13 protein-coding genes are annotated in these 14,778 nt (G+C 65.8%); 5 read left to right on the forward strand and 8 right to left on the reverse strand.

Translation table 11 applies throughout. From position 1 onward, the window contains the following. The first annotated feature begins 89 nt into the window (after window positions 1-89). From QZ755_RS13810 to QZ755_RS13830, 5 genes are all read left to right on the forward strand, one after another. Window positions 90-1,289, forward strand: a complete 1,200-nt coding sequence (locus tag QZ755_RS13810) for an efflux RND transporter periplasmic adaptor subunit (RefSeq protein WP_294323937.1) — start codon at window positions 90-92, stop codon at window positions 1,287-1,289. A 6-nt stretch (window positions 1,290-1,295) separates the two neighbouring features. Continuing rightward, window positions 1,296-4,499, forward strand: a complete 3,204-nt coding sequence (locus QZ755_RS13815; RefSeq protein WP_294323939.1) for an efflux RND transporter permease subunit — start codon at window positions 1,296-1,298, stop codon at window positions 4,497-4,499. After that, entirely contained in the window at window positions 4,496-5,965 is a 1,470-nt protein-coding gene (locus QZ755_RS13820) for an efflux transporter outer membrane subunit (RefSeq protein WP_294323941.1), read from the forward strand. The genes QZ755_RS13815 and QZ755_RS13820 overlap by 4 nt, the downstream gene beginning before the upstream one ends. 73 nt (window positions 5,966-6,038) lie before the next feature. Next, window positions 6,039-6,302, forward strand: a complete 264-nt coding sequence (locus tag QZ755_RS13825; protein WP_294323942.1) for a hypothetical protein — start codon at window positions 6,039-6,041, stop codon at window positions 6,300-6,302. Window positions 6,303-6,493: 191 nt separating this feature from the next. Continuing rightward, complete coding sequence (locus QZ755_RS13830) at window positions 6,494-6,652, forward strand: hypothetical protein (protein WP_294323944.1); 159 nt, start codon at window positions 6,494-6,496, stop codon at window positions 6,650-6,652. A 532-nt stretch (window positions 6,653-7,184) separates the two neighbouring features. On the opposite strand, the gene QZ755_RS13835 is transcribed toward QZ755_RS13830, so the two are convergent. From QZ755_RS13835 to cyoB, 8 genes are all read right to left on the reverse strand, one after another. After that, window positions 7,185-7,565 carry a hypothetical protein gene (locus tag QZ755_RS13835; RefSeq protein WP_294323945.1) on the reverse strand — a complete coding sequence of 127 codons (381 nt, stop codon included), beginning with the start codon at window positions 7,563-7,565 and terminating at the stop codon, window positions 7,185-7,187. A gap of 11 nt (window positions 7,566-7,576) precedes the next feature. Then, window positions 7,577-9,076, reverse strand: coding sequence for a L,D-transpeptidase family protein (locus tag QZ755_RS13840; protein WP_294323946.1), 1,500 nt, complete (start codon window positions 9,074-9,076; stop codon window positions 7,577-7,579). A 116-nt stretch (window positions 9,077-9,192) separates the two neighbouring features. Beyond that, entirely contained in the window at window positions 9,193-9,723 is a 531-nt protein-coding gene (locus QZ755_RS13845) for a response regulator transcription factor (protein WP_294323948.1), read from the reverse strand. After that, a complete protein-coding gene (locus QZ755_RS13850) occupies window positions 9,720-11,018 on the reverse strand; it encodes an ATP-binding protein (RefSeq protein ID WP_294323950.1) in 1,299 nt (432 codons plus the stop codon). The genes QZ755_RS13845 and QZ755_RS13850 overlap by 4 nt, the downstream gene beginning before the upstream one ends. A 10-nt stretch (window positions 11,019-11,028) precedes the next feature. Then, window positions 11,029-11,724, reverse strand: a complete 696-nt coding sequence (locus QZ755_RS13855) for an SURF1 family protein (RefSeq protein ID WP_294324046.1) — start codon at window positions 11,722-11,724, stop codon at window positions 11,029-11,031. A 14-nt stretch (window positions 11,725-11,738) separates the two neighbouring features. After that, entirely contained in the window at window positions 11,739-12,143 is a 405-nt protein-coding gene (cyoD, locus tag QZ755_RS13860; RefSeq protein WP_294323951.1) for a cytochrome o ubiquinol oxidase subunit IV, read from the reverse strand. Further along, window positions 12,143-12,772, reverse strand: coding sequence for a cytochrome o ubiquinol oxidase subunit III (gene cyoC / locus QZ755_RS13865; protein WP_055790543.1), 630 nt, complete (start codon window positions 12,770-12,772; stop codon window positions 12,143-12,145). The genes cyoD and cyoC overlap by 1 nt, the downstream gene beginning before the upstream one ends. Window positions 12,773-12,774: 2 nt before the next feature. Next, window positions 12,775-14,775: a cytochrome o ubiquinol oxidase subunit I gene (cyoB, locus tag QZ755_RS13870; protein ID WP_294323957.1), complete on the reverse strand. Its 2,001-nt coding sequence runs from the start codon at window positions 14,773-14,775 to the stop codon at window positions 12,775-12,777. Between the last annotated feature and the right edge of the window lie 3 nt (window positions 14,776-14,778).

The following is a 14,778-nucleotide window of genomic DNA, read 5'->3' on the forward strand; positions in this document are numbered from 1 at the left end:
CCCTCTTGCCACGTCTGCCCTGGCAGCGTACCCGCCCCAAAGTGTGAGTGATCGATCACTCACGTTTAGCACATCCGTCGAGGACGTTCATGAAAAATCGCATGGCCCCACTGGCACTGGCGCTCATCCTTTCGGCTTGCGGAGGCGGCGGCGATTCGCAGCAGCAGCAGGGCGCGCCGCAGGGACCGCCGCAGGTCGGCTTCGTAACCGTCCAGCCGCAGCCGGTGACGCTGACCACCGAACTGCCCGGTCGCACCGCGCCCTATGAGACGTCGGACGTCCGGCCGCAGGTCAACGGGCTGATCCTCGCCCGGTTGTTCCAGGAAGGCGACTATGTGCGACAGGGCCAGGCGCTCTATCGCATCGATCCCGCGCCCTATCAGGCGGCGGTCGCCAGCGCGCGTGCGGCGCTGGCCCGCGCGCAGGCGTCGATCGCCTCGACCCGTAATCTTGCCCGCCGCTATGGCGAACTGGTCAAGATCAATGCGATCAGCCGCCAGGAATATGAAAATGCGGTGACCGGCGCGCAGCAGGCCGAAGCGGATATCGCCGCCCAGCGCGCCGCCCTGCGCCAGGCGCAGATCGACCTGTCGCGCACCACGATCACCGCGCCGATTTCCGGCCGGATCGGCCGGTCGGTGTTCACCACCGGCGCATTGGTATCGGCGGCGCAGACCAATGCGCTGGCGACGATCCAGCGGCTCGACCCGATCTATGTCGATATCCAGCAGTCGAGCGCCGACCTGCTCAAGCTGCGCCAGCAGATCATGGGCGGCGACCTGTCGCGCGGCGGCAATGCCGCGCGCGTCCGGCTGAAGCTGGAGGATGGCAGCACCTATCCGATCGAGGGGACGCTGAAGTTCACCGACGTCACCGTCGATCCGGCTACGGGCACGCAGGCGATCCGCGCCGTCTTCGCCAACCCGCGCAGCCTGTTGCTGCCGGGGATGTATGTCCGCGCCGAACTGGTCGAGGGTACCAAGTCGAACGGCATCCTCGTGCCGCAGCGTGCGGTCACGCGCGATCCGAAGGGTGCGGCCAGCGTCCTCGTGATCGGTGCCGACGGCAAGCTGGCACCGCGCCCGCTGCAGACGCAGCGTACCATGGGCGATGCATGGCTGGTGACCGGCGGGCTGAACGCAGGCGACAAGATCGTCGTCGAGGGCGCGCAGATGTTGCAGCCGGGTACCCCGGTAAAGGGCTATCCGTGGAAGCCGCAACCCGAGGGGCAGGCGCCGCAGGGTGCCGCCCCCGCCGGGGCCGGCGGCCCCCAGGCACAGGCGAAGTAACGGGCCATGTCACGCTATTTCATCGACCGACCCATCTTCGCATGGGTCATCGCCGTCGTGATGATGCTCGCTGGCGCCATCGCGATCCGCAGCCTGCCGATCGCGCAGTTCCCGGAGATCGCGCCGCCCGCGGTCGCGATCACCGCCATCTATCCGGGTGCCGATGCCGAGACGCTGGAGCGCACGACGACCCAGATCATCGAGCAGCAGCTCAAGGGCATCGACAATCTGCGCTATTTCTCGTCCTCGTCCTCCTCGGCGGGGACGGTGACGATCACCCTGACCTTCGAACAGGGCACCGATCCCGACATCGCCCAGGTGCAGGTGCAGAACAAGCTGCAGGCGGCGACCCCGCTATTGCCGCAGGAGGTCCAGCGCCAGGGCATTCAGGTCACCAAGTCCGCCGCCAGCTTCCTGCTGGTCGTCGGCCTCGTGTCGACCGACGGATCGCATACCAACAACGACCTGTCCGACATGGTCGTGTCGCAGTTCCAGGACCCGATCAGCCGCGTCAGCGGCGTGGGTGAGTTGCAGGTGTTCGGCGCGCAATATGCGATGCGCATCTGGCTCGATCCGATCAAGCTCAACAGCTATCAGCTGACCGTCGCCGATGTGACGTCGGCCGTACAGGCGCAGAACGCGCAGGTCTCGGCCGGCCAGATCGGTGCGCTGCCGGCACCCAAGGAGCAGATGCTGAACGCCACGGTCAGCGTCCAGTCGCGCCTGCAGACGCCGGAGCAGTTCGCCAACATCCGCCTGAAGACTAACGCCGATGGCGCGGTCGTCCGGCTGGGCGATGTCGCGCGGGTCGAACTGGGAGCCGAGAATTACGGCTTCGACGTGCAGTATAACGGCAAGCCCGCTTCGGGCTTCGGCGTCCGCCTTGCCGCCGGTGCCAACGCGCTCGACACGGTGGAACTGGTCAAGGCGCGCGCGCAGGAGATCGGACGCAGCCTGCCGGGCGACGTGAAGGTCATCTATCCGTACGACACGACGCCGTTCGTCCGCCTGTCGGTCGAACAGGTCATCCACACGCTGATCGAGGCGGTGGTGCTGGTCTTCCTCGTCATGTTCCTGTTCCTGCAGAACTGGCGTGCGACGATCATCCCGACCATCGCGGTGCCGGTGGTGCTGCTCGGCACCTTCGCGGTGATGGCGGTCGCTGGCTTCACCATCAACACGCTGACACTGTTCGGCATGGTGCTGGCGATCGGCCTGCTGGTCGATGACGCGATCGTCGTCGTCGAGAACGTCGAACGCCTGATCCAGACCGAGGGGCTGTCCCCCAGGGAAGCCGCGCGCAAGTCGATGGACGAGATCACCAGCGCGCTGGTGGGCATTGGCCTGGTCCTGTCGGCGGTGTTCCTGCCGATGGCGTTCTTCGGCGGGTCGACCGGCGTCATCTATCGCCAGTTCTCGATCACGATCGTCTCGGCGATGGTGCTGTCGGTGCTGGTCGCGCTGATCCTGACGCCGGCGCTCTGCGCCACGATCCTGAAACCGCATGATCCGCACAAGCACGAGAAGGGCAACGGCCTGCTCGCGCGCTTCTTCCGCTGGTTCAACGACCGGTTCGAACGCGGCCAGCAGAAATATGAGGGCGGGGTACGTCGCACCACGCGCAGCTGGAAACGGTCGATGCTCGTCTATCTGCTGATCGTGGCGGGCATGGTCTTCGTCTTCACGCGCCTGCCCTCGGGCTTCCTGCCCGACGAGGATCAGGGCACCGTGCTGGCGCTGGTGCAGGGGCCGGCAGGATCGACGAGCAGCCGCACCGAAAACGGCCTGAACGTGGTTCGCGACCATTTCCTCAAGCAGGAATCGGCCAATGTCGCGGGCGTCTTCACCGTCAACGGCTTCAGTTTCGCGGGGCAGGGGCAGAATGCCGGTCTGGTGTTCGTCAACCTGAAGCCGTGGGAGGATCGTGGCGGCGCCGAGAACAAGGCGCAGGCGATCGTCGGCCGGGCGATGGGGGCGTTCAGCCAGTATAAGGACGGCATGATCTTCGCGCTGGTGCCGCCGGCCGTGCAGGAACTGGGCAACGCCACCGGCTTCGACGTGCAGCTGGTCGATACCGGCGGCATCGGCCACGAACGGTTGTTGCAGGCGCGCAACATGATGCTGGGCATGGCGTCGCAGGACCCGCGCGTGGCGCAGGTCCGGCCGCTCAGCCTCGACGACGCACCGCAGCTCAAGGTGAAGATCGACGAGGACAAGGCACGCGCGCTGGGGCTGGATCTGGCCGACGTCAATTCGACGATCGCGACCGCATGGGGCGGCGGCTATATCAACGACTTCATCGATCGCGGTCGCGTGAAGCGCGTCTATGTGCAGGCCGATGCGCCCTACCGGCTTGCGCCGGAGGATGTCGGCGACCTGTATGTGCGCGGCGCGAACGGGCAGATGGTGCCGTTCACCGCCTTCTCGACGCTCGAATGGGCCAATGCGCCGGTGTCGCTGACCCGCTATAACGGCCAGTCGGCGATGCAGTTGCAGGGTGCACCCGGACCGGGGCTCAGCACCGGTGCGGCGATGCAGGCGATGGAGGAAATCCACGCCAAGCTGCCGCCGGGCACCGCGCTCGAATGGACCGGGCTGTCGTTCGAGGAACGGCTGTCGGGTGGTCAGGCGCCGGCGCTTTATGGCCTGTCGCTGCTGATCGTGTTCCTCTGCCTCGCCGCGTTGTACGAAAGCTGGTCGGTACCGATTTCGGTGCTGCTGGTCGTGCCGCTGGGCATTCTGGGCGCGCTGCTGGCGGCGTGGCTGACGGGGCTGAACAACGACATCTACCTGCAGGTCGGTCTCATCACGACCATCGGCGTGTCGGCGAAGAACGCGATCCTGATCGTCGAGTTCGCCGAAGAGCGGATGGGTGACGGGATGAACGCGGTCGATGCCGCGGTGGAGGCGGCGCGGTTGCGATTGCGCCCGATCCTGATGACCTCGCTCGCCTTCGTGTTCGGTGTGCTGCCGCTGGCGATCAGCACCGGCGCCGGCGCGGGCGGCCAGAACGCGATCGGCCGGGCGGTGGTCGGCGGCATGTTGTCGGCGACGATCCTCGCAATCTTCTTCGTACCGATGTTCTTCGTCGTCGTGCTGCGCCTGTTCGGGCACGGCGGCAAGGACACCCCTGCCGACACGCGGGACAATGACCGCGAAGACGGCAACCGCTCCACCCACGGCGACGAACCCGCGCCGCAGGGAGCATGACCATGAGCAAGAACGCCATGACGCTGCGTAACCTGACCCTCCTCGTCGCCACCACCGCGCTGGCGGGGTGCAATCTGGCGCCCAAGAATGTCCGGCCGGAGGGGGCGATTCCGTCCATCCTGCCGCAGGGCGGATCCTATCCGGTGCTGGGCGCCGAACAGGCCGATGTGACCCGGATCGGCTATCGCGATTTCTTCGTCGATCCGCGGTTGCAGGCGGTGATTGCCACCGCGCTCGACAACAACCGCGATTACCGGGTGACGGCGGCCAATGTGCTGGCCGCCCGCGCGCAATATCGCGTGACCCGCGCCAGCCAGGTGCCGACGACCTCCGCCAATGGCGGCGTTACCTATACCAACAACCCGTTCGGCGCGCTGGGTGGTGCCGGCGGGGCAGGAGGTGCCGGTGGCGCGGGCGGCGTGCCCGCCCAGACCGGCAACCTCGAAATCTATCAAGCGTCGGTCGGGTTTTCCGCGTTCGAACTCGATCTGTTCGGGCGGGTGCGCAATCTGAGCCAGGCGGGCCTGCAGGAATATTTCGCGACCGAAGAGGCACAGCGCGCCGCACGGATCACGCTGATCGGCGAAGTCGCGACCGCGTGGCTGACCATGGCGGCCGATCAGGACCAGTTGCGCCTATCGCGCGAAACGCTGACCAGCTTCGGCCGGACGCTGGAACTGACCCGTGCGCAGTTCCGGGTCGGGGTCATCTCCGAGCTGGAGGTGCAGCAGGCAGAGACGAGCTACCAGCAGGCCCGCAACGACATCGCCGCACTGACCGCGCAGATCGCGCAGGACCAGAATGCGATCAACCTGCTGGCGGGGACGACGGTTCCGGTCGAACAGCTGCCGACCGAACTGGGCGAGCGCGATCCGATCCTGTCGAACCTGCCGACCGGCGTGTCGTCCGCGGTGCTGCTGCGTCGGCCGGACGTATTGCAGGCCGAGCGTCGCCTGTATGCCGCCAACGCCAATATCGGGGCGGCGCGTGCTGCGCTGTTCCCGACCATTTCCCTGACCGCGACGCTGGGTACGATCAGCACCGCGCTGGGTGGCCTGTTCGGATCGGGGACGCAGCAATTCTCGGTCGCTCCGGCGGTGGCGCTGCCACTGTTCGACGGCGGCCAGCGGCGTGGCAATGTCGAGGTCGCCCGTGCGCAGCAACTGGCGGCGGTCGCGACCTATGAAGGTACGCTGCAGACGGCGTTCAAGGAAGTGGCCGATGCGCTGGCGACGCGCGGCACGATCGACGAACAGCTATCGGCACAGACCGCAAAGGCGCGCTCGGCGGCCACGGCCCAGCGGCTGTCGGATGCGCGCTATCGTGCCGGCATCGATTCCTTCCTGAACACGCTCGACGCGCAACGCACCAGCTATACCGCACGACAGGCGCTGGTGCAGACCCGGCTGGCGCGGGCAAGCAACCTGGTCACGCTGTATCGGACACTGGGGGGCGGGCTGAACTAGCCCGCCGAACAGACCCCTTGCGTCGCGATATGATCGGCATATGCTCTCCTGCATAACGATAAGGAGAGGAACGATGAATCCGATCGAACCGGGCGATGCCGCCGGCGAGAAGAGCATGGTGATCCTGCAAAGCCTGCTCTGCCTGTTGCGCGAGAAGAACCTGTTGTCGCGCGCCGATATCGAGGAACTGGCGGCGAAGGTCGCCAGCCGGGCAGCCGACCGCGAACGCGACCCGCTGCCATGCCAGAGCGACGCGGTGGTCGCGGCGGCGAGCGAGATGGATCGGCTGGGTGCCTATATCGGCGGGCGCTATGGCGGGAAACACCGTCGTATGTAATTGATGCGACACCGTTTGCCGCGTTCGTCGATGCGGTCGGCGGTGTCATCACGGCGTCAGAATTTACGGCGACACGCATCCCCGGCACCCGTTATGCGTTCTTCGCATGTCCGGTCCTGCCGGGCGGGTATCATAGACGGACGGGTTAACGTCCTTGAGAGGTTGTCGTGTCTTCGATCGTATCGGACGAAATGTCCTATTTTGTACGCCGTGCCGAACAGCAGCTGGAATTTGCGCAGCGTGCCGACCATGAGCAGGTCGTGAGCGCGCATTACGAATTGGCGAACCTGTATCTCGATCGCGCCTATGCGCCGGTTGTGCCGGTGGAAGGGACTGCGCAGGCGGCCTGAGCGGCGGATTTGCGATATTCGTGCAAGCGTCGGACCGCTTCCTGCCGGGGGCGGTCATTGCGGATAGTTCCTGCCCGTCAGGCTACGCCGCCAGACGCTGCACTGGCAGCAGGTTGGTGAAGTATCGGGGGATGATCCCGACGCGCCCCTCCTGCGTGGCCAAGGGGTTTGTCGAGAGAGCGTATTGCAGCATCTACCCCAAACGTTCCTCCCATACGCCCCTTTGACAGGTTCATGAGCGACTGAGGGCGAACAGGCAGGCTTGAGGTTATCCTACTCTAGCGATTTCGGTGCCACCAGTTGCGGGGCCGTGCTGATACATCGCAAACGGAGCGTTGGTACGAGCAGTCCGACATCCTGCGTCAACCACATGTCTTTCCCGCGAAAGCCGGTTTTGCCAGAGCGATGTGCCGGGATCGGCCGGACGCCCAAGCTCTAACACAACGATAGGTCGGATCGGGCGCGGACCGGACATACCACACGGAACGCCGGGATGGACGGCACCCTGCCGCCCACCCCGCATCCAAAACCCTCACCCGTTGGGGACGTCGGCTTCCTGCTGGTTCACCATCGTGTCGTCGACCGGTGCATCGTCGTCGCTGCCACTCTGGCCGCGGGTCGAGCGCGAGGTCATGCCGGTGGCCGATGCGTCGTCCAGCACCTGCTGGTCGGGTTCGACCGGCGGGGGCGGGGGCAGGACTTCGGCCGGAGCAACGGCCGACAGGTTTTCGGTGACCGGCGGCGCGGCCTCGTAATTTTCCTCCGCCAGCGGGGTGGGCGGCGGCGCTTCCTCGTCGAACGCGCTGTTTTCGATCGGGGCGTCTTCGGGCGCCTTGTCCGAGCAACCGCCCAAGCCGGTCGCCAGCAACAGGCCGCTGCCGGCGAGCAGCGCCACGCGCCATCCGTTTTTCATCGTCATCCCCCTTATCGTGCGGCCAACTGGCTGGCCTCGGCGCGTGCTGCGATCTTGTTTGCCAGCACGCCGTCCCATTTATACGGATCCTCGCGGAAGCTCATCGTGCCGTTCGGCGTGGCGAAGGCGGTCCAGTAGAGCAGATACACCTTCACCGGATCGGCGACCTTCGCGCGCACGGTCTTACCCGATGCGAGTGTCGCGTCGATCTGCGTGTCCGGCCATTCGGGCGTGGTGCGCAGCAGCAACCGCGCCAGGTCCTCGGGCTTTTCGAGGCGGACACAGCCATGGCTGGCCAGCCGGTCGAACTTGGCGAAGCCCGCCTGTGCCGGGGTATCGTGCAGATAGACCGCGAACGGATTGTCGAAATCGAACTTGAACCGCCCGAGCGCGCTGTTCTCCGACGCCTGCTGCAGACGGCGCCCGCCGCCTTCCGTCTCGATCACGCGAAAGCCGTTGCGCTTCAAATAACCGGGGTTCGCCCGTTCCTTGGGCCACAATTCCTTATCGGCAATCGACGACGGGACATTCCATGGCGGATTGAGGACGATCGAATGGATCGTCGAGGTGAGCATCGGCGTCTCGTCGCCCGGACGGCCCGTCACCGCCTTCATTGATGTCACCGGCTGATCGCCGTCGAACACCGTCAGCACGGCGGCGGCGATGTTCACCTGGATACGGTTCTTTTCCAGCTCGGTCGGCAGCCAGCGCCACCGCTCCATATTCGCCTTGATCTGCTTGATCCGCTCACCCACCGGTACGTTGAGCGACGCAACCGTCTGCCCACCGACCTGTCCGGCGGGGTTCAGGCCATAGCGACGCTGCGCACGGCGGACCGCATCCAGCAGCGACTGGTCGAACGTGTCGCCACTTGCCGACAGTTCGCTGTCCTCCACCGCCAGCCGCTTGCGCAGCGCCGCCACCTGCGGCCCGCGCCCGCCCAACCGCATGTCGGAGCCTGCGCCGATCGTCGGCCAGCCGCCATTCGCCTGGATCTTGCGATAGCGCGCAAGGCCCGCGACCAGCGTGTCGTATCCGGCATAGGGCGGCGGGAGCGACGCGATCCAGCTTGCCAGCTTGTTCGTCGCCACCGCGTCGCGGAACGACGGCAACGGGTCGAACGCCTGCGGCCGCATCGCCCAGTCCTTCTGGAAATCCGCGTTATCCAGCCGTCCGGCGCGCACCGCATGGGCATGGTCGAGCGCGGCGCGGACCAGCGCCGGGCCGGTCAGGCCATCCAGCGACGGTTCGCGATCCTTCAGCCCCTGCGCCACGGCATCGCGCGCCAGCAGCCGGGCAAGTTCGCTCTCCTGCGCGGCGGTCAGCGTCGGCAGCGGCAGGGGGGCGGGCACCACCTGCACCATCGGCGCGGTGGTCGGCAGCGTCGGCACCACCGGCGGCGGCGTCACCTGCGCCATGGCGGTGGCCGAGCCGGTCAGCGCGATGCCGGCCAGCAGCACGCTGCGGGCAAGGCGGTGGAAACTAGGGCGATGGTCGGTAATCGTCGTCATCCTATACTCTTCCGGTGCGGCACGCAGGCTGTATCGCATTCGAACCTGCCGCACGATGAACCGTTCCCCTTGCGCGCCTGTTACCACAAGGAAATGGTAGTTTCGAACCCCCGCCGTCAGGAAAGATGGCGCTTGTCGAGCTTGCGCGCCAGTGTCCGGCGATGCATCCCGAGCCGACGGGCCGCTTCGGAGATGTTGAAGCCGGTATCGGCCAGCGTCTGGTGGATATGTTCCCACTCCAGCGTCTTGATCGAGGTCGGGGCGGCAGTCAGGTCGGCATCCGCATTCCCTTCGACACGGGCGAAGGCCGCTTCGATTTCGTCGGTGTTGGCGGGCTTGGTCAGATAGTTGGTCGCGCCCAGCTTGATCGCCTCCACCGCCGTCGCGATGCTGGCGAAGCCGGTCAGCACGACGATCCGCATCGCCGGATCGATCGCCGACAATGCGGAGACGCAGGCCAGGCCAGACGCACCGCCTAGCCGCAGGTCGACCACCGCATGGTCGGGTGCGAAATCGCGCGCCAGTTCCTCCAGCCTTTCGGGGCCGCCGGTCACCTCGACCACATAGCCGCGCCGTTCGAACGACCGGCACAGGGTGCGGGCAAAGGTGGCGTCGTCCTCGACGATCAGCAATCGGCGCTCGGTCATCGCGTCTTCTCCAGCGCCAGCGAATCGATCGGCAGGATCAGCGTCGTCTCCGCCCCGCCGCCATCGCGGTTCAGCGCCTCGATCGTGCCGCCCAGCGGCCGCAGGACGTTGGTGGCGAGATAAAGGCCGAGGCCGGCACCCTGCCGCTCCTTGCTGGTATTATAGGGTTTGCCGAGCTGCGAGAGGATGCGGTCCGAAAAGCCGTTGCCGTCGTCGCGCACCGTCAGGCGCAGCATCGACCCGTCGCGCAGCGCCACCAGCGCGATATGCCGTCCACCGGCCTCGACCGCATTGTCGAGCAAATTGGTCAGCGCCTGCGCCAGCGCGCGGTCGGCGACGATCGGCACGTCCGGCCCCAGCCGATCCTCGAATGCCGCCCGGCCCGGATCGTTGCCGCGCCAGCGGGTCAGCGTGTCGGTCAGGAAGGTGCGCAGCGTAGTACGGGTCGGAGCCTCGCCGGTCACTTCGCCCGCGGCGAACAGGATGCCCGACACGATTTCCTTGCAGCGCATGACCTCGGCCCGCATGTCGTCGACCTCCGCTACGAAGCGCGGATCGCGGCGGATGGCCGGCTCGTTCTTCCAGTCGCCGAGCAGCACCGCGATCGACGACAGCGGCGTGCCCAGTTCATGCGCGGCGCCGCTGGCGAGCAGGCCCATGCGGACGATATGCTCCTCCTCGACCGCGCGCTGGTGGAGGCGGGCGACTTTCGTATCGCGGTCGCGCAGGTTGGCGGCAATCCGCGTGACGAAGGCAACCAGCAACGTCGCGGCCAGCACGAAGTTGATCCAGTTGCCGATCAGATAGGCCTCCGACAGGCTGCTGGCATAGGCCGGCGGCAGGTCGAGCGGGCGGTGGAACGGCCCCAGCAACGCGAACGCCCCACTGGTGATCGCTACCAGCGCCCAGCTCGACCAGACCTTCAACAGGATCGCGCCGATCACGACCTGCAACAGATAGAGCGAGACGAACGGATTGCGCGCGCCGCCCGACAAGTAGAGCTGCGCGGTCAATGCCGCGACGTCGAGGACCAGCGCGGCGAACAGCGGCAGGTTGGTGTCGCTCCACCGCGATCGACGGGCAAGGGTGACGAGGTTGAGCAGCACCAGCCCCGCCAGCACGCTCGCCATCGGGACCAGCGGCAGACGGATGCCGAGCAGCCCGTCGACCACGAGGATCGTCCCCAACTGCCCCCCGACCGCCAGCCAGCGCAGCTGCACCAGCAACAGCATGTTGCGACCGACTCCCTCGGCCGCGGGCGGCTGCGGAGTCGGGGCGGGGGCGGCGGGTTGCATCGGGCGCATGTTACGCCCGTGGTTCGCGTCGTGCGACCCACCATGTCATGCCGCCCAGCAGCAGCGCGAGGCCGAACCACGTCAGCGCATAGACGAGGTGGTTGTTGCGAAACGTGACGACGGTCAGCCCGCCGCGTGGCCATTCGACCTTGGGGTCGGCGACCGCATCGATGAAATAGGGGGCGACGTTGCCCAGTCCGCGCCTGGCCGCGATCGCCGCGACATCACGCGAATACCAGCGGTCTTCGGCAGGCACGTTGCTGCGCAGGAAGCCGCCGCCGGGTTCGGTGATCCGCAACAGCCCGCGCACCGTCACGGTGCCGGTGGGCGGAGCTACCTTGCCACGCTTGTCAGCCGGCACGAACCCGCGATTGACGAGGAGCGTGAAGCGCCCGGTGTCGAGCGGGGTCAGGACCCAGAAACCGCCGCCCAGTGCGGTCGCGGCCTGCGTATAGGTATCGGCTTGTCGGCGGTAGCGCCCGGTGGCGACGACGGGACGATAGGCGTCGTCCTGCGCGATCGCGCCCCAGCGCGAAGGCGGTGGGGCGGGGACGGGCGGGGAGCGCAGCATCGCTTCGGTGCGCTGGATCAGGTCCAGTTTCCACACCCGCCGCTGCAACTGCCACACGCCCAGCCCGATCAGGCCGGCGATGACGCATCCGATCAGGGTCCCGATCAGGATGCGTCGGATCGGCCGGCCCGCCATCGACCGGGCCTGGGTCACATCGCGCTCATGTCCCCGGACATCTGGGGCATCATGTTCACGTTCATATGGTACATGACCCACAGCGACCCGGCGATGGTGATCCCGACCAGCACGACCGTGAAGATCAGCGCCATCAGCGTCCAGCCATTCTCAGACTTGGTGTTCATGTGCAGGAAGTAGATCATGTGGACGATGATCTGCACGACAGCGCAGATCATCACGATGGCAGCGGTGATCCGCGCATCGGCGATCGCCCCCGACATCACCAGCCCGAACGGGATGGCGGTCAGCAGGACCGACAGCAGAAAGCCGATGATATATTCCTTGCGCGACCCATGCGCAGGGGCGTCGCCGTGACCGCCATGGCCGTGGTGGCCATGATCGTGACCATGCGCGTCGTGATGGGCGTGGCCGGCCATTAGAGGACTCCCAGCAGATATACGAAGGTGAAGACGCCGATCCAGATGACGTCGAGGAAGTGCCAGAACAGCGACAGGCACATCAGCCGGCGCATATTGGCGGCACCGAGGCCGTATTTCGCGACCTGCACCATCAGCGTGACCAGCCACACCGACCCGAAGGTGACGTGCAGCCCGTGGGTGCCGACCAGCGTGAAGAAGCTGGACAGGAACGCGCTGCGCTGCGGTCCGGCGCCTTCGTGAATCAGGTGACTGAACTCGTAGAGTTCGATGCCGAGGAAGCACAGGCCGAACACGCCGGTGATGGCGAGCCAGCGCAGCGTCGCGCCCTTCTTGCCCTGTTCGGCGGCGATCATCGCAAAGCCGTAGGTGATCGACGAGAACAGCAGCATCGCGGTATTGAGCGCGACCAGCGGCAGGTCGAACAGTTCCTTGGCATCCGGGCCACCCGCGGTGCTGCCCGAATAGACGCCATAGGCGGCGAAGAGCATGGCAAAGATGAGGCAATCGCTCATCAGGTAGAGCCAGAAGCCCAGCATGGTGCTGGACCCGGCTTCATGCTCATGCTCCTCCGCCAGGTGATAGGCGCGTTCCGATGCGCCTGCGGGGATTTGTACCGACGAACCCATGCTTATGCCCCCGCGGCCTGGAGGTCGGCAGTCCGCTGCCGCTCCGTCTCGATGACTTCCTCGACCGGAATGTGGAAGTCGCGGTTGTAGTTGAAGGTGTGGAAGATCGCGACGCCGATCACTGCGACGAACGACAGTGCCGCCAGCCACCAGATGTACCAGACCATCGCCAGACCGAAGACGGTCGACAGGCCGGCCAGCACGATCCCTGCCCAGGTGTTGCTCGGCATGTGGATGGCGGTGAAGCCTTCCTTCGGACGCGCATACTTGTGGCTCTTCATGTCGTACCACGCGTCCATGTCGTGGACGACGGGCGTGAACGCGAAGTTATAGTCCGGCGGCGGCGACGAGGTTGCCCATTCGAGGCTGCGACCGCCCCACGGATCGCCGGTGAAGTCGCGCAGCTTGTCGCGGTTCATGATGCTGACGGCGATCTGCACCAGGAAGGCGGCGATGCCGACCGCGATGATCGCGGCGCCGACGGCGGCGATGACGAACCAGATCTGGAGCGACGGATCGTCGAAGTGGCGCAGGCGACGGGTGATGCCCATCAGTCCCAGCACATAGAGCGGGGTGAAGGCGACCCAGAAGCCGACGAACCAGCACCAGAAGCTGACCAGACCCCACTTCTTGTCCAGCTTGAAGCCGAACGCCTTCGGGAACCAGTAGTTGATGCCCGCGAACATCCCGAACACCACGCCGCCAATGATGACGTTGTGAAAGTGGGCGACGAGGAACAGCGAGTTGTGCAGCACGAAGTCGGCAGGCGGCACCGCAAGAAGCACGCCGGTCATGCCGCCGACCGTGAAGGTCAGCATGAACGCGATCGCCCACATCATCGGCAGTTCGTAGCGGATGCGGCCGCGATACATGGTGAACAGCCAGTTGAAAATCTTCGCGCCCGTCGGGATCGAGATGATCATCGTCGTGATGCCGAAGAACGAGTTGACGCTCGCGCCCGACCCCATGGTGAAGAAGTGGTGCAGCCACACCAGGTACGACAGGATGGTGATGACCAGCAGCGCGTAGACCATCGACGTATAGCCGAACAGCCGCTTGCCCGAGAAGGTCGACACGATTTCCGAGAACACGCCGAACGCCGGCAGGATCAGGATGTAGACTTCCGGGTGGCCCCAGATCCAGATCATGTTCACGTACATCATCGGGTTGCCGCCGAGCGTGTTCGTGAAGAAGTTGGTGCCGACATAGCGGTCGAGCGACAGCAGCGCGAGGACGGCCGTCAGCACCGGGAAGGCGGCGACGATCAGGATGTTGGTCACCAGCGCCGACCAGGTGAAGATCGGCATCTTCATCAGGCCCATGCCCGGCGCGCGCATCTTGACGATGGTCGCGATCAGGTTGACGCCCGACAACAATGTCCCGACGCCCGCAAGCTGCAATGCCCAGATATAATAGTCGACGCCCACGTCGGGTGAGTAATCCAGCCCCGACAGCGGCGCGAACGCCAGCCAGCCGGTACGCGCGAATTCGCCCACGAACAGGCTGGCCATGACGATCACGACGCCCGACGCGGTCATCCAGAAGCTGAAATTGTTCAGGAACGGGAAGGACACGTCGCGCGCGCCGATCTGCAGCGGCACGATGAAGTTCATCAGGCCCGTGACCAGCGGCATCGCCACGAAGAAGATCATGATGACGCCGTGGGCGGTGAACACCTGGTCATAGTGATGGGCGTTCAGGAACCCTTCGTTCTGGCCGAAGGCGATCGCCTGCTGGCTGCGCATCATCACCGCGTCGGCAAAGCCGCGCAGCAGCATGACGATGCCGAGGATCATGTACATGATCCCGATCCGCTTGTGGTCGACCGTGGTGAACCACTCCTTCCAGAGATAGCCCCACAGTTTGAAATAGGTCAGCGCCGCCAGCACCGCCGCGCCGCCGATGGCGACCGCGATGAATGTCATGACGATGATCGGTTCGTGGATCGGGAAGCTCTCGAGCGTCAGGCGCCCGAAGATCAGCTTTGTAAGGGTATCGGACATGAT

Origin of the sequence: uncultured Sphingomonas sp. (assembly GCF_913776855.1) — a bacterium.
GTDB lineage: Bacteria > Pseudomonadota > Alphaproteobacteria > Sphingomonadales > Sphingomonadaceae > Sphingomonas.